The organism is Rheinheimera sp. D18 (assembly GCF_004345025.1).
Taxonomy (GTDB): Bacteria; Pseudomonadota; Gammaproteobacteria; order Enterobacterales; family Alteromonadaceae; genus Alishewanella; species Alishewanella metallidurans.
Genome location: NZ_CP037745.1, coordinates 945,577 through 964,591 on the forward strand (window position 1 = coordinate 945,577; position 19,015 = coordinate 964,591).

The following is a 19,015-nucleotide window of genomic DNA, read 5'->3' on the forward strand; positions in this document are numbered from 1 at the left end:
AAAAATATAGTGCGCACTATAAGTCCTTGAAATATATAGAAAAAATACTTTACAGCATGTTTGAGATCTGTTGTAATACTCAAGCAGTCAACACAATGGCTGTCTGATTTGGGGGGATCAGTCTTATTTTCTTGTTGTAGCGAGGGAAGTATGATTCTCACGAAAGGATCTGAGCCAGTTAATTTCAACAGCCTTCTAGGTAAGAAGCGCTTATCCGAACCTGATAAAGTCTTCCGGGCAAAAGTCAGTCACTTTCTTAGCTGCAGTTTAGAGAAAACGATTGAGTTGGCTAAACGTGCAATGCTTAACGGCGAGTTTAATCATGAATTGCTGGAAGCATTTAGACATGTGCCGAGTGGTATTTGGAAGAAACACTACAATGCTGGCGAAACATCTGAGCAACATCTATCAATCAATCAGCACACTATCGTCCGTTTTGCAGCCGAAGCAGTCTCTCAAAACTTTGAAAGTTCTCCCTGGCTTGATGATGCATTAATGCAGCAAGCGTTGATTGCTGAGCTGCAAAAATTGGGGCGGGAGTTTCGCGAGTTTCGATGCGCAAAGTGGCATAGTAATTCACCGCTTACTACAGATGAGCAGCAAGAGCTGTTCAATGCGTTGAAAACGCTAAAACAGTTCTTGAATCAAACACGCCGAATCGAGCGTGAACAGTATCGTGCGGAAAATGAACATCTGCATTTACAGCAGTGTATTGATGAGTTTTTATTACTTCATAAACTCGGTAAAGGCAGAGCCCAATATATTCTCGCCTTTAAATTTCTTGTCGAAAAATTTGGCGCTAAGTTTATTGTTTCAGACTTTAACGCTGAGTGCGCGAATGAAATTATTCGTTTTCTGAGATCAACTCGTAAGGGTCGGAAACGCTACGTCTCAGATAGCAGCGGTGAGAGCGTCACTTTTGAACTAAAGGCTAAGACACTTAATAAATACATCAGTAACTATAACTGCTTTTTTGATTGGCTGATTAATCGGTCTCGCTATTTAAGCCCAAACCCATTTTCAAAAGCTGCCATACCCAAAGCGGATAAAGATTCGCTTACACGTCGGTCATTTGCAATTGATGAGATACAACTGATCTTAAATTACCGTCCTGGCCGTCCTAATGAGGCCAGGTCTTTCAGGCAAGCCGTCAAGTGGATCCCTAAAATCTGTCTTTACACCGGCATGCGTCCGATCGAAGTTGTCAGTTTGAGAGTAAATCAGATTAAGGAATGTAATGGGATTGTTTACATTTCCTTAAGTGAGCAGCGCGGAAAAACCCCATCTAGCCGCCGGATTATTCCAATTCATAGCATGTTGATAAAAAGGGGATTCTTGGAATACATCGAGCTTATGCGCATGAGAAAGCAAGTTGTATTGTTCCCAGAGCTATATCCCAATAAAGCTTATCGGCTCAATAGCCGAGCAGTGGGTAAAGTCAGCAAATGGTTCAATCAAACTGCTATGACAAAAATGGGTATGAGCAAAGAAAATGAGCTCAAAATGTCTACGCTGCTCGATTTGTACTGTTGTCGACACACAGTCGCTTCTCTTTTCAAAACCAAGGGTGCCAATGGATACGTTGTAAAGACGTTGCTCGGGCATTTTCCGGAAGACGAAATCACGTTTGGCGTGTATGCCGGGAGAGCCCAGATCCCACTGGAAGTTTTGAAAGAAACGATAGAACTTTTGGATTATGAGTTAAGAACCTAATCTGGGTACTGAATTTCTTACACCCCTGCACCTTTGGTGCTTTGGCGTAGGACGCGAAACCGGATGCAGGCCTTTGTTTCAATACGCTGTGACTGAATTCAACATCGAAACCAAATCACACTAACACGCAGCTGAAAGCATTAAATTTCCGATGGTTTCAGTGGATTCAAGGAGAGAACGACATGAAAAAGAGTGATCAAACTGTACAACTTAGCGTGCGTTTGCCAGCGCAAAGTCATCAAAATTTGGTGATTGAAGCTGAGCGACAAGGTGCGACTGTTGCAGAGATTGCGCGGCAAAGGCTTCAACAAGCTGAAAAGCAACTTGAGTTAAATGAGTTACTCAGAGGCTTAGCGAGCATGCTAACCCAGAATATGTTCACGATTACATCGTTTGTTGCAGGCCTTAACGCTGAAGAGCATGAAAACGTAAAAGCCAAGTTGGAAGTACAGCTGAAACGGAGACTTAAATGAGCCGTTCAGTTCAGTCTAAACGATGGGGTTATGTCAAAGCCATCGCAATGCTAAGCGTTTTTCTGTTCTTCATCGCGACTGTTGTTAGCGTCACACAGTTGAAAATTTGGATTGAGTTTCAGCGGGTCTCAGTCTGGCTGTTTGAGCATTTGATGAGTTTTGCACAAATGGCAAATTATTCAGACTTACATGATTTACCCGAGTCATCTAAGAGATTATTGTTGGTTCTTTGCTTAACTGCATTGGGTTCTGTTTCAGTAAGCACAGGTGTAATCTGGTGGTTCCGTGTAAGAAATGATGACGATTCGCTATTTACACATTTAAGCGGTCCAAAACTCCTGAAGCACCGTCTAGCGCAAAAACATTTTGCGAAGAAATGCAAATCGGAACAGCCAAAGGGTCTGATGATTCACCCGCATATATGTCTATCAGCGATTAGAGAATTCGGCAATTTCCTGATCTGGGGGATGCAAGGTGGTGGTAAATCAAACCTAATAAAGTGGTTAGTGAGTCAACTTATCGCTCGCGGTGAAAGGACTGTCATATACGACATAAAAGGTGAGTACACTGAGATTTTCTATGACGAAAAGTGCTTACTTTTAAGCCCCAGGGACGAACGCTCGATTAACTGGAACCTAGGGCAAGATATCACCAACATCGGTTTAGCTGAAGTTTTTGCTGAAGCGGTGATTTCGTCTTCTTCTGTAAACGAAACATTCTGGACAGATTCCGCCCGGTTAGTTGTTATCGGTGTGATTGTTGGGCTCATTAAAGAGCAAAAGCCATGGTCGTGGTCTGAACTCTCTAAACGTCTATTCTGTGATGACACAGAGCTAGCCGCATGGCTAAAAAAATATCATCCCCAAGCTGCCACATTAATTCAGGTGGAAGACAAGACAACTTCGTCAATTAGATCGATGGTCGCGACGCAACTTGCTTGGATAAACAGTGTTGAGAATGTTAATCCTGAAAACCCAGTCTTCTCAGTCAAAGATTGGTTATCGAAGCCCGATAGAAATGTGCTTATTGTTCAAGGTGATCTGACAGCGCCTTTAATGAGTGCCGCTTTGATTACGTCATTTCTGGCGATACTCAGTAATTACGTGCTGTCTGGACCGGACTCAGATAGAAATATATGGTTGGTATTAGATGAGCTTGCAACGCTAAATAAATCAATAAGCTTTCAAAATTGGCTGGCAGTAGGGCGCAGTAAGGGCGCAAGGACGATTGCCGGTGTTCAACTGCTGTCGCAACTGGAGTCTGTTTACGGAAAAGACGATGCAAATACCATATTGGGACTGTTTAGCAACGTTGTGACGTTTAAACTCGCACCCAATGGCGACTCGGCACAAAAAGCCTCCAGCGCGTTGGGGCAGAGGCGAGTTGAATTCCGCACTGAATCTATAAATGAAAAAGGTGAAAAGAATTATTCATTACAGCAAGAAAATGTTCCTGTTGTTACAGCAGAGAGCATCATTCATTTACCACTGCCATCGTTAAAATCTGGAATCGAGGGGTTTCTACTTATCGGCGGCTTAGACGCTGTGTATCACTTAAGTTGGCCAATAAACACCTTCTCTAAAGTAGCCCCTGCTGTTGTGCTCCCCTCATTACCCACAGAGCCTACTCCCACCACATCATTAAATCGTTTGAACAGGAGGTCTTAATCATGATGACTTTCGCTAAGATCACAGGTGAAGGTAAATACTATCTTGATCTTGCCAGAGAGGACTATTACCTGAAATGCGGAGAACCTGACGGGCAGTGGAGCGGCGCGGTTGCAAAATTACTTAAGCTGAAATGGAGTGTTGAAGCTGAGCATCTTAAGAATCTTCTAAAAGGCTATGACATATCAGGTAAAGTTGCACTATGCCAAAACGCCGAATCCGGACGCGTGCAAGGAGTAGATCTCACTTTTAATGCACCAAAGTCAGTATCGGTTTTATGGGCTGCTGCGGATACGAAGTTACAACAACAAATACAACAAGCTCAGCTAAGAGCCGTTCGCGAAGCTATTGCATTATTAGAAGAACATGCGGCTTTTACCCGCAGAGGCAAGGCAGGGGCAATCAGAGAATCAGTGATTGGCTTGGTTGTCGCGTTATTTGAGCACTCTACTAGCCGAGCCACAGACCCGCATTTGCATACCCACGCTGTCGTGCCTAACCTAGCTCCTAGACCCGATGGCAGCTGGGGAACGTTAGATTTAAGATCGATTATGCTGTGGCAAAAAGCGGCAGGTATGGTATATAAGCTCAGTTTAGCTCAATCTATGCGAGATCTGGGTTTTGCGACAGTTATCGATGATGATTCTTTCAAGTTAGACGGTGTACCAGATACGATTTGCGCTTATTTTTCTAAGCGAGCTGAACAAATAAAGAAATCCCTGAAAGACAACGGTATACGCTATCGTGCATCAAAGGCAGGCGATCTGGCAGCGCTAAGCAGTCGAAAAGCCAAGGGTGAAATCAATCGTCAGCAGTTATTTTCAGCGTGGAAACAGGAGCTCTCTGAGCTTGGATTTACAGATAATGTTATTCAATCAGTGCGAACAAATACTGTTCGTAACGATTTATCAAAAGACATGCTTGACGCTGAATCTTTTGCGTCAGAGCTCACAGAATCTCATTCAGTATTCACCAGTCAAGATATCTTCTTCAAAGCCGGGATCCGGGCTTTAGAGAATCAACAGTCACTGAAATCAATCAAAGCGCTTTATCAGCAAATTATTGATGATAGAGATATTTCCGTCAGCCTGGGACTTGATTCACGCTACAGCAATATTTTTACAACAAAAGCAGTGTTAAAAGCTGAGCAATCGCTTATCAACAATGCGCGTTTTTTAAGCTCTCAAAATTGGTGTGATATATCAGCTGATGACATTGAGCGTGGTATCAGTGCTCAAAAAATTCAACTGAGCGATGAGCAAGCTTTTGCCGTGAATAATGTGTGCAACCCATCCCAGTTATCGATTTTGCAGGGCTCAGCCGGCGCTGGTAAATCAGCTTCTATGAAATGTGTGAGAGACATTTATCAAACGAAAGGTAAAAAAGTTGTCGGTGCATCAATAGCCAAATCAGCTGCAAACAACTTAGCAAAAGAAGCGGGGATTCAAACTTATACGATCGCGCGTTTACTCGTCTGGCTCGGGTCTGATAAGCCGCCTGTTAGTGAAGGCGACGTGCTGATTGTCGACGAAGCGGGCCAAGTTGGCACTTTTCATCTTGATAAGCTATTGAGCTACGCCAGGGCGCAAAATTTCAAAATCATTTTGGTGGGTGAAGACAAGCAACTTGATGCAATAGAGCATGGTGGTGTATTGCGCTATTTATCGTCGCCAGAAATTGTTGGTACAACCCGTGTTGAAACAATTCGAAGACAAACACAGGATTGGGATCGTCAAGCTGTTGCAGACTTCCGAGATGGATATGCAAACAAAGCTTTGGCTCAGTATCAAAAACGTGGGCAGTTACATCTTTGTAAAGATGAAGATTCGACAGTCAGTAAGATTATCGAAGCATGGACAGACTATCGGAAATCCCATCCAGGTAAGCAGTCTATGGTAATAGCACAAAGCTGGTCTGATGTTCTTACGCTGAATAACACTATGCGTGCGACACTGCAATCAGAGGAGCTTGTTGGTCATGAAAACATCAAGTTGAGAAGCGTCGTTGGTGAGCGTGAGCTTGATATAGAAATCTCACTGGGTGAACGTGTGCGTTTCACTAAAAATGACTACAAACTTGGATTTACCAACGGTGATGTTGGCACAGTAACAAAAGTACAAACCATGGACGACGGTGATATTTGGATCCGGGTTCGACTGGATACCGGGCTTGATACGCAGTTCATGGCATCAAAATATTGTGATGATGACGGCAGAGTTTACCTAACACAAGCTTATGCACAAACCGTCTACAGTTCACAAGGGTTAACTGTAGACGGTAATGTGTTCATTTATTACACACAACAAATGGATCGAGCGCACACTTACGTTGCGTGCTCCAGACACAGAGATGCAGCGCATATTTTTGTGAATGAAAAAGAGTTTGAAGCTGAAATCCCCCAGAACTTTTTAAACGCGCAAAAAGAAATTGGCCTGCGCGAAGCTATTGCTAGCAACATGTCTAAAGATCTCAGACCGAAGCTGGCTTCAGAGTACCTTCACCAAGATCAGATTAACTTGATGCTGACTGATTCAGTACAACGGTCAGACCACGTTTTACAGATGTCGATTTAACTATCTACGATGTTCAACCAAGGAGTATTAAAATGGAAACTAGAATTCAGAGATATGTGCGTGAAGTTCTCAATGAGCGAGGGCATCCACAAGTTTATATCGACGAAAAAATGGAGCGCTTCGAGGGTATCTGGGATGGGGATACTGGCCTAACTAAAGTCATCGCGGCTGAAGCGCTGGCGCTTTCTCATGCAAAATTTCTTGATGGTCAAGGGCGCGCTGCGCTTGCTGAAAAGCTTCGAGTATCAACGCGTGATCTTGAGGGATACTGGGACTGTTTTAGGAATTTGTAACTGACAACGTCAACGCTCAGCATGGCAATTAAGTTCGAAATCATGAACATGATACTTAATTGCCATTTCCTGATTTCATCCTTAGCTAGCGATCGTGCCCCCAGATTCAAAAACACTTCGAAACCTTAGTGACTTTCTTGCATTGCAACCTTTATACAGATAGGGTATTCGTTTCAATATAAGGTCCTGAAGCTGTGTGAAAAACAGGTTTGTTTACCAGAAAAAACAACACTCGATATGGCCTTTGTTTTATCATTGGTTTTTTGCATAACAAATAAGATTTATAGCTTAGGAAAGCACATGACAAAAAACACTTATAAACTCATTGCTGAGCTGAAGCTCCTTATCGGCTACCTGGGTGAAAAAAGTCAGTTTAACTGGTGGGACAGTAATTTTTTGGGCGCATCGAGTAACGCATTTTTAGCCCCAACTTTTCCACGAACCATACTGCTCGCGCAATATCACGGAGTGAGTGAGGCCGCCTTAATTTCCCATGATGAGAGTGTGGGTATTGGTCACAACTATCATTTGTTCAGGTTGCCGGTTTCTATTGAGCGATACGTCGCAAGTACAGTTCAAGAGATGAGTAGTGCCAATACGTTAGGCCAAGTGCTTGGTTCGAAGGAGCAAGCATTAAGCCGTTTAGCTGAATTGTCCAACAAAGCTATCGCGGAAGATGGCCCTATCAATATTGGGGCTTTTGACGAGTCTGAGTTTGAACAATTAGTAAAAATCAGTGCTGGATACTACCTGAGTGCTTTTGAACAGGGGAAAAGGTCGTTTCCATTCATGCGAGGCGAGCATGATTAGCACTCAAGAAAAATATGCTACGCGACTAAGTGCTGGTTTAGGCTTAGTTGATGAAACCAGAGCATTGTTAACCATTTATGAAACAGGTCTGGATAACAGTGCTTTAGTAGATAAAGCCTTGCACTTAGGTATTTTTCCAAACATTGCCGCACGCAGGCTAAGAAATATCGTCGCCGAATGTTTCTCGCCAAGATACCTGAAAACAGGTGTTGCTGCATTGCTTAAACCATTGTCGGATAAGCTAAATAGCAGCGAATTTGTTCAACTACTTCTGATACACACGGCTTTATCTAATAAAGTCTTACTCGATTTTATTGTCGAAGTTTATTGGTCGAAATACATTTCAGGGCAAGACTTGCTAACTGCGGAAGATGCACATCGCTTTATTGAAAATGCGGTGCGAGAAGGCAAGACACAAAAACCTTGGTCTGAAATCACTATCAAGCGGCAGTCCTCTTATTTGTTGGGCTGTTGTGCTGATTACGGCTTACTTTCTGCAACTCGCAGCGCCAACCGGACTATCCAGCCTGTACGCTTACAGCAAACTACTGCGCTTTACCTAGCACATTGGCTGCATTTTTCTGGGCTAGGTGATAATGCCATTATTAACCACGACAGCTGGAAGTTATTTGGCTTGGAGCCGCACGACGTTAGAGACGAGCTTAAAAAACTGGCCAAACATAACTGGATGATTGTGCAGTCAGCGGCTGATGTCACGAGGATTAGCTGGCAGCTAAAAACAATGGACGAGGTGGTAAATGTCATCACTGAAGCAAGACTTTAATGAGCTAATGGAAAAGGTCAGAGCAGGGCGTGAATTTATCCACGCTAGCTTTGAGCCGATTTTTTATTTAATTTTCCGGCCAGAGCAAATTCTGGAAGTGAAACGCCAGCTACCTGCCTGGGAAGCCAAATTGAAGAATGATGGCTGGACAGTGCATAGGTTCTCTATCGCTAAAGCTATCCAGGAAGTTTTTAACGAGATGCCGCCATTTATTAAAAAAACCTGGGAAAAACAGGATTCAGCTGCCCCACTGCAATGGCAAAAAACCAACAACTCATTAGCTGAAGCCCTTACCAAAAAAAATGCGTTGCAGAACAAACTAGAAGCTGTGCTTAGCGAGCTTGAGGGTAAACCCCAAAATATTCTGTTAGTTACAGATATTGAAGCGCTGCACCCGTATTTACGCATTGGCTCAATAGAAAGTCAGTTACAGGGCAAGTTTCACGTGCCAACCGTCTTCTTTTACCCTGGGATCAGAACCGGTAAAACCCGTCTGAAGTTTTTAGGCTTTTACCCAGAAGATGGCAATTACCGCTCAGAACATGTTGGTGGTTAATCACCCGCTTACAACACGATTTAGGAAGTAGAAATGGAAATCAAATCACTGTTTGATAACAACAAAGATATTTATCGCGCTATTGAAAAAGTTATCACTTATGGCATCTCGCAAGAGGCGCGTTTAAAAGCAGAAATTTCTGAATATGTTGTAACCGAAAGCATAGAAGAGCAATTTGAGAAGCTGCTGGCTAAAATGCAGGCGGCAATGGAGGCGGGTGGCCAAAATGAAGTCGGTGTTTGGGTATCGGGTTTCTATGGTTCAGGTAAAAGCTCGTTTACTAAATACCTGGGTTTAGCCTTCGACGACAATATTAAAATTGATGGCATTCCATTTATTCAGCATTTACAAGACAGACTAAAAAAATCCACGACCAAAGCGCTATTGTCTTCAGTCTCGAAACGGTTTCCCGCTGCGGTGTTAATGCTCGACTTAGCCAGCGAACAAGTTGCCGGCGCTACTATGGAAGAAGTATCCACGGTACTGTATTACAAAGTGCTGCAATGGGCTGGTTATTCTCGAAACCTTAAAGTGGCGGCTTTCGAGCGCAAGCTGAAAAAAGAACAGCGCCACCAGGAATTCGTGCAGCTATTTAGTGACTACACCGATGGCCTGGATTGGGATGACTACCGCAATGATGAACTGGTGGTCGATAGCGTTATTCCAGAACTTGCGCACCAAATGTATCCCTCTCTGTTTAAAACCCCTTCATCTTTTACGACAGAGGCCAGTGAGGTTATTCGCTTTGAGAATGATCGCGTAGAAGAAATGATTGAAATTACCCGGGAGGCCTCCGGCAAAGAGCACATCATTTTTATTATCGATGAAGTGGGCCAGTATGTTGGTTCTCGGCAGAATCTCATCTTAAACTTGGATGGCTTGGCGAAAAACTTAAAGAATATCGGTGATGGTAAAGTCTGGGTTATTGGTACCGCGCAGCAAACCCTTACAGAAGATGATCCCAAAGCTTCGCTAAACTCGCCCGAGCTATACAAATTAAAAGATCGTTTCCCCATTCAAATTGACTTGGAAGCGAACGACATAAAAGAAATTTGTTACAGCCGTTTGCTAGGCAAATCGCCGACAGGTGAATCTGAATTAGCTGTCTTGTTTGATAAGCATGGCCAAGCGCTGCGCAATCATACTAAATTAGTTGATGCCCGGGCTTATGGTGCTGATTTTGACAAGCAAACCTTTATAAATTTGTATCCGTTTTTACCGGCTCACTTTGACATCCTATTGCACCTGTTAGGCGCCTTGGCAAAGTCAACCGGCGGCATTGGTTTACGTTCAGCCATTAAGGTTATTCAAGATGTATTAGTTGAGGGGGCCGATGGCAAAACTCCAATTGCCAATCAGCCAGTAGGCTGGTTAGCCAATACCGTTACGCTATTTGATGCCCTGCGTAAAGATATTGAAAAAGGCTATTTATCGCTCTATCAAGCGGTAAATAAAGTGAAAGTTCGTTTCCCTGACTCAGTTTTACACCAAAGTATTGCCAAAACAGTCTGTGTGCTGCAAATCCTCGGTAATTTGCCAATATCACTGCAAAACGTTACCAGTCTAATGCATGCCGGGATCAGCGATGCATCTAATGCCGACGCCGTAAAACAAGCTGTAGATGAGTTGATCAGCGATGCGTTTGTACCCTTTGGCGAGCAAGAAGGTCAGTTGTGCTTTTTCAGTGAAAAACTAAATGACATTGAGCAAGAACGCGCCAATATTCCACTGCGAAGTATTGAACTGCGCCGTATTCAAAATGAAGCGTTGCGTGAAACATACTCGCCACTGCCAAGTGTTAATTTAAATGGCAGCTTAGCTGTGCAAACAGGGTTAAAAGCGCAAAATAGCACAGGCGTACCAGCATCACTGGCTGGCGAACGTAACCCGGTGCAAACCATTGTTGAACTGGTCGAACCCAAAGATTACGACGCAGCCAAAGCCCGCTTAACCGATGAAAGCCGGCATAAAACAACGCAATACACCATTTTTGCCCTGGGTCGCACTACGCATGAAATTGATGAGTTACTCGGTGAGATTTATCGTTGCCGTGAAATTGCCGGTAAGTACAAAAGCGATCCTGATCAGGAAGTGAAGCAATATTGCGACAGCCAAAGCGACATTGCTAATCGAAAAATGGCCGAGTTGGAAGGTTTGTTGCGCCGCAGCTTAACCCAGGGCTCGTTTATCTTCCGTGGCGAAGTAACCGCGGTAGAAAGTTTGGATCTGCGATTGCTGGATGCCGCTAAAAAGCACCTTAACAACGTCGCAGAGCAGGTGTTTGACCGTTATAACGAAGCACCGGTGCGAGCCAATACCAATTTGGCAGAAAAGTTTCTCAGTGCCAATAGCCTGTCGGGTATTACCAGTGATATAGACCCGCTGGGTTTAGTGCAGCGTAGCGGCGGCCGACCGTCAATAAATATTGACCACAAAGCCATTACCAGTATTCGCGACATGATAGAGCGCCAAGGCACTATTGAGGGTAAGCGCTTAACCGACATCTTTACCGACGCACCTTATGGCTGGTCGCAAGACACCTTACGTTACCTGGTAGCTGCTATGCTGCTGGCCGGAGAAATTAAGCTTAAGGTATCCGGCCGCGAGGTAACAGTTAACGGTCAGCAAGCCATCGAGGCACTTAAAACCAATAACACCTTTAGAGTAGTGGGTGTATCACTACGTGAAGAACGTCCCAGCATGGAAGTGATGGCTCGTGCAGCCGAGCGACTAACCGAACTAAGTGGTGACATGGTGGTGCCACTGGAAGATGAAATCAGTAAAGCGACCATTAAACTGTTCCCGCAACTGCAATTCCAGTATGGCCCCCTGGCCGAAAAACTGCGACGTTTGCAGTTACCTGGGGTTGACCGAATTAGCTCACTGGGTAATGAGATCAAAGATGTGCTCTTTACCGACGCGTCCGATGCCCCAGCAAGGTTAGGCAGTGAAGAGTCGAATTTGTATCACAGCTTAAAATGGGCAGCAGAGCTGAAACGCAGTCTGGAGCAAGGCTTAGAAGAGACGTTAAATGAGCTGCAACATTACCGCAGGGAGCTCGATTCATTGCCAGCAAGCGGTACGCCAGGCGTATTAAAAGAAGAATTAACCGAACCGTTAAGCGATGTCGCAGCCAGGTTACAGCATGCCGATTTCTTTAAGTACAGCACCGAGTTCGCCAGCCAGTTAACGCATATTAAAGGGCGGGTTCGTGATACCGCGATCAGTTTGCAATCCGAGCAACAGCAGCGCATTAAAGAAGCAGAGCAAGATTTAACCCGTGTTGCAGAGTGGGCAGAGCTTACCCAGCAAGAGCAACACAACCTATTGGCAGATTTAGAAAAACTGGCAGTTAATGCCGGTGCTGATTTGCAGGGGCTGCGCACATTAGTTAATCAGGAATATACCATTCAAACCCAGGTACAGCAGCTTAAACAGCGCATTCAGCGTTTGGGTCAGCAACGTTTGCAAGACAAACTGCGTGAAGAACAAGCTGCAGTTGCGAAAGAAGGTAAAAAGAAAATTACCCGCAGCGTTACAGCCAAAAAGCAGATTACCAACATAGCAGATCTCAACCAGTTAATTAGCCAGTTAGAGCAATTACGCGGCGAGCTGCATTATGCCCACGAGTTTGAGTTAGAAATTAGCCTTGGCGACTAACAGCCCGGTAAACACATTTAACAGGAAGTCATAAATGGCATTTGATCAAAGTACCCGTAATCGCTTACAAAAATTTGTTAGCAGCGCCCGGGCCATTTTAAGTGAAGAGTTTACCCGTCAGCTGCAGGCTACCTATGGTTTAGATCCAAAACTGGGCACCAATGCGCCAATTAAAAGCCTCACCCATTTAGATAATCGGCAGCGGCAAACTGCACATTTATTACGTGAAACGCTCGCCCATTACCTGGCAACCACCCCGGGTAAAACTGAAAAAGACCGTATTAAGCAGGTATTAGACCGCATAGTGCGCGAGCAGGCATTTACCGTATTAAACCGTCTCGCGGCGCTTCGCATGGCTGAAGCCCGTGGTTTTTTGTTGGAATCGATCGCAAAAGGCCACAATTCGCAAGGTTTTAAACTTTACAGGTTTGCATCAGCTACAGCACACGGTGAAACCGGCGATGCTTATCGGAACTACCTGTTTAGTTTATTCGACGAATTTAGCCTGGACTTGGCCGTGCTGTTTGACCGTCACAGTGCGCAAGGCCGGTTATTCCCCAGAGAAAGTGCCTTATTAGAGCTTTTGGGTGAGATAAACCATGTTGATATCGAGCACCTGTGGGCAGAAGATGAAACCATTGGCTGGATATACCAGTACTTTAACTCGCAAGAAGAACGTAAAAAAATGCGTGCCGAGTCGCAGGCACCACGCAACAGCCGTGAGCTAGCGGTACGCAATCAGTTCTTTACCCCACGTTACGTTGTAGAGTTTTTAACCGACAACACCCTGGGCCGTATCTGGTATGAAATGACACAAGGTAATACCGGCTTAGTGGATAGCTGCCGTTACTTGGTCCGTCGCCCAACAGAAATCTTCTTAAAACCCGGTGAGGATGCGCCAGAGACTGAACAAAATGACGAGGCGTTAAGCCAGCAAGAGCTGTTGCAGCAACCTGTTTATATTCCACATAGGCCATTAAAAGACCCGCGTACTATCCGCATGCTAGACCCCGCCTGTGGTTCTATGCACTTTGGTTTATATGCGTTTGACTTATTTGAGCGTATCTACCTGGAAGCCTGGCAATTAGAACAGCAATTAGGTGCAGCTGCCTTTACCCGAGAAGATGGTTTAACTTCGTTACAAGAAACCTATGCTTCGCTAGACGCTTTTAAGCAGCAAATCCCTAAACTGATTATCGAACACAATATCCATGGTGTTGATATTGATCCTCGCGCCGTGCAAATCGCCGGCTTAAGTTTATGGCAACGCGCCCAGCGTGCTTGGCACCAGCAAGGCCTTAAACCGCAGCAGCGGCCAACCATTGTTAAATCCAACATCGTTTGCGCCGAGCCAATGCCAGGTGAAAAAGCCTTATTGCAGGAATTTACCAGCAAGCTTAACCCGCCGGTGTTAGGACAACTGCTAGAGGTTATCTTCGATAAAATGCAGTTAGCTGGTGAGGCTGGTACGCTGCTTAAAATCGAAGAAGAAATTCAAACGGCTATCCAAGAAGCTCGCAAGCAATGGTTAAAGCAATCTGGTGGTCGCGGTACTAGCGATTTATTCCAGGCTGAACTCGATGCAGCTATTCCACAAACCACGCTGGGTTTTGATTTGCGCGGCATTAATGATGAGAGCTTTTGGGATGATGCCGAGTCGCGTATTTTACAGGCGTTAAGTGATTATGCTGAGCAGGCAGAAGCTACAGCAGACCAGAAGCGACTGTTTGCTGAGGATGCCGCGAAAGGATTCGCTTTTATTGACCTATGCCGTAAGCGATTTGATGTATTTTTGATGAATCCACCTTTCGGTAGCGCTACTAAGGCTGTAGATGAGTATATAAAACGAACTTACCTAGATTATGGCCACGATATTATCAATAATTTTCTTGAACGAGCGGAAAGCATAGGTACAAGAAAAAGGTTTTGCGGAGTTATTCTATCTAGAACACTGATCTTAAATGAGCGAATTACAAATTTCAGAAAACAATTTCTGCTGAAAAAAAATTCACTTTCGTTTTTGGTGGATTTAGGAAATGGAGTTTTAGATGCAGCTGTTGATACTGCCGCGTTAATCTTCAAAGAACGTAATATTCAAGAACGTACGATTTGTGGGGACATTCTTCGAATTTCAGCTGATGAAAAGGCCGAAGCAGTCCTTAAATTTTCAAATCTAGATTATGATAAAACTTATGTTGTGAAATCTCAGGACTTCTTGAAAGTTCCTATGGGGGTTTTATGCTATTGGGTCAAACCTTGGATGTTGGAGCTTTTCAAAAAAGATCGTTTAGATCCTGAAATTGGAGTTGTAAAGAAAGGGTTGATTACTGGTAATGATGACAGGTTTGCAAGAAATCACTGGGAGGTTATTGATTACGAGTGGTCTCCTCTTTTTAAGGGAGGGGAATTCTCGACATTTTATTCACCTTTAGATATGAAGATCAATTGGAGAGATAATGGTCGCGAACTTAGGGCTTTTGCAGTAGGTAAATATGGTTCTGAATCAAGAACTTTAAAAAATGTTGATTATATTGGTAGAAGCTCTGTTGGATGGGGTATTAAAAACTCAGTTGGTTTTGGTGTTAGGTTAATTGAAAAAGAAAATGTTGTTTATAATGACAATGGACCAGCATTTTTCATTCATGAGAAAATGTTAGGTGAATACTCAATTTATTCAATACTGTCAATATTTAACTCGTCGCTTTTTAAGGTTCTGTTAAGGATTTTCCAAGTTGGAGAAAGGGGTAGATATCAATGGTTATCAGCTCATGTCTCGATAATGCCTAAACCAATCTCTTTTGATCATAGGTTAAGTGAAATTGGCAAAAATCTTACAGCTTTCTTCAGAGAGTTGTACTCATGGTTTGAAGAAAGTGATGACTTCGACATTAATGAATTCAAATCTTTAGTTGATAAAGCCGGTCAAATCCCTAGTTATATTGATAAAAATATACAAAAATTAGAGCTTCTTTACATCGAGCTGGATGAAATAGTTTTAAAATGCTTTGAAGTCGACATTTCAGATTTTAATGAAGCAAATGTATTGATTTTGGATGAAAGAGAGAGGCCTGAGAAAAACTATAGACGTATTGTTGATCAGCTTCTATCTTCACTTGATGTACGGATTGTATCAGTTGAGTTTGGTCGGCTGTTTGGAAGGTGGGGTGGTGGCATTTCAAGGGTTCTCTCAACTGATAAATTTGATGTACTATATGATGCTTTAGATATAGGTTTAATAAATAATAGTTTTAAAGACCGTGACAATTTAATAGCATTCTTACACAAGCCAAGTGGCTTTTTCGATATGCATTTAGGAATGTATTCTGCAAATAAGCGGCAGGCTCCAATATATTGGCCAATACAAACTCCATCGATCTCATACACTTTATGGCTCTATTATCATCAAATAGACGAGCAAACTCTCTACACTTGCGTCAACGATTTTGTTGAACCTAAGCTTGCTCAGGTCGAACATGATTTGAGTAGCCTACGCAGTAAATCCGCTCGCAGCAGCCAGGAAGAAAAAGAGCTGGAGAAGCTCAGTGACTTGGTTAGTGAACTGCGTGATTTTCGTGATGAGCTGCTACGTATTGCCAAGTTCTGGAAACCAAACTTAAACGATGGTGTGCAGATCACCGCTGCGCCACTGTGGAAACTGTTCCAACATAAAGCCTGGCAGAAAAAGCTAAAAGAAACCTGGGAAAGCCTGGAACAAGGCGAATACGATTGGGCACATCTTGCCTGCAGCATTTGGCCAGATAGGGTTCTACGTAAGTGCCACCAAGACCGCAGCTTGGCGATAGCCCATGACGTGGAAGGGCATTTTTGGCATGAAGTAGAAGTACCGGTAACACGCGGTAAAAAGGCGACTGGTGAAACTAAATTTGAATGGCAGCCAAAAGATTTAACCGAGCCTGAAATTTTGAATTTGATTAAGCGAATTAAGGAAGAGAAGGGCTTATGAGTATTCAACAGTTTATTCAAGAGCAAATACTGGCCCCCCGGTTAGAAAAGCATCAGGTACTAGTGGTTTATGACCCAGAGCAGCGTTATCGCGACACCTGTTTAGCATTGGCCGGTGCGCAATGCGTTGTGGTGGATGCAACTGAATCGAGTATTCAGGCGAGGGCCCAGGCGATAAAAGCCCTGACTGAGCTGGGCGAGCACAAACTGGCTCAGCTATTGGTTTATGTACCTGCCGCCAAACCGCTGGAAGATGAAGATAAACAGCGCGACCCATATGCCCTATACAGTGCCTGCGGTAGTGTGTTCCCAGCAGGTGATGGCGATAATTTTTTGAGCATTTGTTTAAAGGCGAAGCCGGACTATGCTACCCAGGTACGTGAGGTATTTGAACGCGACCCCAGCCCTAGTTTTGCGGTAATAGATGCAATTGGCGGTGGTTTAAGCTGGCCAAATTTACGCGCGACGTTAAAGGTTGAATCGACCCGCGATATTTTATTTAGCTTATTGGTACCAAGCGACAGCCAGCAGAGTGCGCTTAAAGCCAATGAAACCTGGGTTACTGAGGTTAAAGAGCTGCTTAAGGCCAGTATTGGCTTAGACTTAAAAACCCGCGGGAAAACCTGGTCCGCTATTGCTGAAGAGTTATGGCGTTTTGTGTTATTTAGCGAGTTTGCTTTTGACTTACCGTCGGCTTTACCGATGCAACTTGCCGATGTGCCCAAAGCGAACGACGCCGCAAAACCCTTGATTGAAGATATCTGTGAACGGCTTCGCAGCGACAGGCGTACGCAACCCACCTATATCGAGCGCGCTGAAGCGGTAGAAGCTGAGCTCGGTTTAAAAGACTCGTGCAGCAATATTGCCGACTTAGGCGAACGTGACACCTTTCCATTTGAAGAGCGTACCTTTTTACATCAGGCAATTGATGCGCTGCAGCGCGACGATACCGATCGCGTTCGGCAAATTTTATCACGCCATGCGCAGTCGGTTTGGACCGGTAAAGGTGAAAGCCAAGCGCAATGGGATCTGCTGCGCTCAGCGTTAAGCCTTATTGCCGCTTGCCAGGATAATGACCGTGTACTTGCCGACAATACCCGCAGTATGGAAGCGGTTTTAGCGTTTTATATTGCGCAGTTCAGAGAAGTCGATAGGCTGCACCGTGAGTTTGAACAAGCTATTAGTGATTATGATTGGCAAGATACGCAAGGGATTATGCATCCTTTGCAGCAACAAGTGCGCAAGCAATACGGCCGGTTAATTGAAAAGTTACAGCTGGTATTTACCCGGCATTTGCAAAGCCAAGGTTGGCCGCAACCTGGCTACCTGTCTAATACGGAAGTATTCGATAAACTGGTAGCACCTAAGCTAAAACAAAGCGGCAATAAAGTGGCATACCTGATGGTGGATGCACTGCGGTATGAGCTTGGCGTGGCACTGGAGCAACAACTGAAAGAAGATGGCAAAGTTGAGTTAATGCCGGCTTTAGCGCAGTTGCCCAGTATTACCCTAGTAGGTATGGCGAGCTTGCTGCCAGATGCCAGCTCAGCGTTAACCTTAAATAAAGTTGACGGTAAGTTAGTGCCCTATATTCAAGGCCAGGAAGTAAAAACGGTTGCCCAGCGTATGGAATGGATCCGCAAACGGTATGGGGCACGTTTTCAGGAAGGCCGGTTAGAAGATTTTGTCAGAAGCCGCTTTAAAATTGAGGACGGTGTAGAGCTATTAGTGCTGCGCAGTGTTGAAATTGATGGCCATTTTGAAAACCATCCTGATACTGCGCCGGCTGAAATTATTAATGCGTTAAAGCGGATCCGCGTTGCTATCCATAAATTGAAAGACGCCGGTTTTAGAGATGTGGTGATCGCGACAGATCACGGCTTCTTTATGAATACCCATGCACAAGCCGGCGATACCTGTAATAAGCTCGCCGGAGACTGGCTAAACATTCACGAACGCTGTTTATTGGGTGACGGTAGTGCTGACCAACATCATTATGCCATTACCGCAGACAAAGCCGGTATACGGGGTGATTTCGCCAAGCTAGCTGGGCCTTTGACCATGGCATCATACAAAGCAGGTATGTTGTATTACCATGGCGGTGCCTCTTTGCAAGAATGCGTGGTGCCGGTGCTTCAGATTCAGTTGCCTGTTGCCGAGCAGGCACCGCTTGAACAAGCCAATGTAGTGCTGACCTATAAAAATGGCGCAAAACGTATTACCACCAGGTTGCCAGTAGTGGAAATTGCTGTTGAAACCCAGGATATGTTTTCCATTGGTAGCGATTTTGAAATTTTGCTTGAAGCGCACGACAAGAGCGGCAATGTCGTGGGGGAGGCTAAGCCAGGTGGCGCGGTTAACCCGGCGACGGGCACCATCACCTTAAAGCCGGGCGATAAAACGCAGATCACGCTAAAAATGCATTTAGAGTTTGAAGGGAAGTTTAAAGTTAAAGCACTAAACCCGTCGACCTTGAAAGCTTATTGCCAATTAGAATTGGAAACGGATTACACGGTATAAATT

Annotated in this window: 11 protein-coding genes; all 11 read left to right on the forward strand. The window is 44.4% G+C overall.

The genetic code is table 11. The features are described from left to right. The first annotated feature begins 150 nt into the window (after positions 1-150). The 11 genes from E0Z06_RS04565 to E0Z06_RS04615 all read left to right on the forward strand — a co-directional run bounded on the left by E0Z06_RS04565 (position 151) and on the right by E0Z06_RS04615 (position 19,012). Positions 151-1,713: a tyrosine-type recombinase/integrase gene (locus E0Z06_RS04565; protein WP_132582305.1), complete on the forward strand. Its 1,563-nt coding sequence runs from the start codon at positions 151-153 to the stop codon at positions 1,711-1,713. 182 nt (positions 1,714-1,895) lie between these two features. Next, complete coding sequence (locus tag E0Z06_RS04570) at positions 1,896-2,186, forward strand: hypothetical protein (protein ID WP_132582307.1); 291 nt, start codon at positions 1,896-1,898, stop codon at positions 2,184-2,186. Next, entirely contained in the window at positions 2,183-3,853 is a 1,671-nt protein-coding gene (locus tag E0Z06_RS04575; protein ID WP_132582309.1) for a type IV secretion system DNA-binding domain-containing protein, read from the forward strand. The genes E0Z06_RS04570 and E0Z06_RS04575 overlap by 4 nt, the downstream gene beginning before the upstream one ends. 2 nt (positions 3,854-3,855) lie before the next feature. Next, complete coding sequence (gene mobF / locus E0Z06_RS04580) at positions 3,856-6,426, forward strand: MobF family relaxase (protein ID WP_132582311.1); 2,571 nt, start codon at positions 3,856-3,858, stop codon at positions 6,424-6,426. Between the two features lie 32 nt (positions 6,427-6,458). Then, a complete protein-coding gene (locus E0Z06_RS04585) occupies positions 6,459-6,719 on the forward strand; it encodes a hypothetical protein (RefSeq protein WP_132582313.1) in 261 nt (86 codons plus the stop codon). A 300-nt stretch (positions 6,720-7,019) separates the two neighbouring features. Next, positions 7,020-7,529 (forward strand): BrxE family protein, encoded by a 510-nt coding sequence (locus E0Z06_RS04590; RefSeq protein ID WP_165907372.1) that lies wholly within the window; start codon positions 7,020-7,022, stop codon positions 7,527-7,529. Next, on the forward strand, positions 7,522-8,313 hold the full coding sequence (locus tag E0Z06_RS04595) for a BrxA family protein (RefSeq protein ID WP_132582317.1): 792 nt from the start codon (positions 7,522-7,524) through the stop codon (positions 8,311-8,313). The genes E0Z06_RS04590 and E0Z06_RS04595 overlap by 8 nt, the downstream gene beginning before the upstream one ends. Continuing rightward, positions 8,288-8,869: a BREX protein BrxB domain-containing protein gene (locus tag E0Z06_RS04600; RefSeq protein WP_132582319.1), complete on the forward strand. Its 582-nt coding sequence runs from the start codon at positions 8,288-8,290 to the stop codon at positions 8,867-8,869. Before E0Z06_RS04595 ends, E0Z06_RS04600 begins: the two co-directional genes overlap by 26 nt. Positions 8,870-8,902: 33 nt before the next feature. After that, entirely contained in the window at positions 8,903-12,529 is a 3,627-nt protein-coding gene (gene brxC / locus E0Z06_RS04605; protein WP_132582321.1) for a BREX system P-loop protein BrxC, read from the forward strand. Positions 12,530-12,563: 34 nt separating this feature from the next. Then, a complete protein-coding gene (pglX, locus tag E0Z06_RS04610; RefSeq protein ID WP_132582323.1) occupies positions 12,564-16,493 on the forward strand; it encodes a BREX-1 system adenine-specific DNA-methyltransferase PglX in 3,930 nt (1,309 codons plus the stop codon). Beyond that, complete coding sequence (locus E0Z06_RS04615; RefSeq protein WP_132582325.1) at positions 16,490-19,012, forward strand: PglZ domain-containing protein; 2,523 nt, start codon at positions 16,490-16,492, stop codon at positions 19,010-19,012. The genes pglX and E0Z06_RS04615 overlap by 4 nt, the downstream gene beginning before the upstream one ends. Positions 19,013-19,015: the final 3 nt, after the last annotated feature.

What these genes read in the sequence shown, in the direction of transcription:
- pglX (WP_132582323.1), top strand. Translation starts at nt 12,564, where the DNA reads ATGGCATTTGATCAAAGTACCCGTAATCGCTTACAAAAATTTGTTAGC.
- E0Z06_RS04570 (WP_132582307.1), top strand. Translation starts at nt 1,896, where the DNA reads ATGAAAAAGAGTGATCAAACTGTACAACTTAGCGTGCGTTTGCCAGCG.
- E0Z06_RS04575 (WP_132582309.1), top strand. Translation starts at nt 2,183, where the DNA reads ATGAGCCGTTCAGTTCAGTCTAAACGATGGGGTTATGTCAAAGCCATC.
- E0Z06_RS04615 (WP_132582325.1), top strand. Translation starts at nt 16,490, where the DNA reads ATGAGTATTCAACAGTTTATTCAAGAGCAAATACTGGCCCCCCGGTTA.
- E0Z06_RS04595 (WP_132582317.1), top strand. Translation starts at nt 7,522, where the DNA reads ATGATTAGCACTCAAGAAAAATATGCTACGCGACTAAGTGCTGGTTTA.
- E0Z06_RS04565 (WP_132582305.1), top strand. Translation starts at nt 151, where the DNA reads ATGATTCTCACGAAAGGATCTGAGCCAGTTAATTTCAACAGCCTTCTA.
- E0Z06_RS04590 (WP_165907372.1), top strand. Translation starts at nt 7,020, where the DNA reads ATGACAAAAAACACTTATAAACTCATTGCTGAGCTGAAGCTCCTTATC.
- E0Z06_RS04600 (WP_132582319.1), top strand. Translation starts at nt 8,288, where the DNA reads ATGTCATCACTGAAGCAAGACTTTAATGAGCTAATGGAAAAGGTCAGA.
- brxC (WP_132582321.1), top strand. Translation starts at nt 8,903, where the DNA reads ATGGAAATCAAATCACTGTTTGATAACAACAAAGATATTTATCGCGCT.
- E0Z06_RS04585 (WP_132582313.1), top strand. Translation starts at nt 6,459, where the DNA reads ATGGAAACTAGAATTCAGAGATATGTGCGTGAAGTTCTCAATGAGCGA.
- mobF (WP_132582311.1), top strand. Translation starts at nt 3,856, where the DNA reads ATGATGACTTTCGCTAAGATCACAGGTGAAGGTAAATACTATCTTGAT.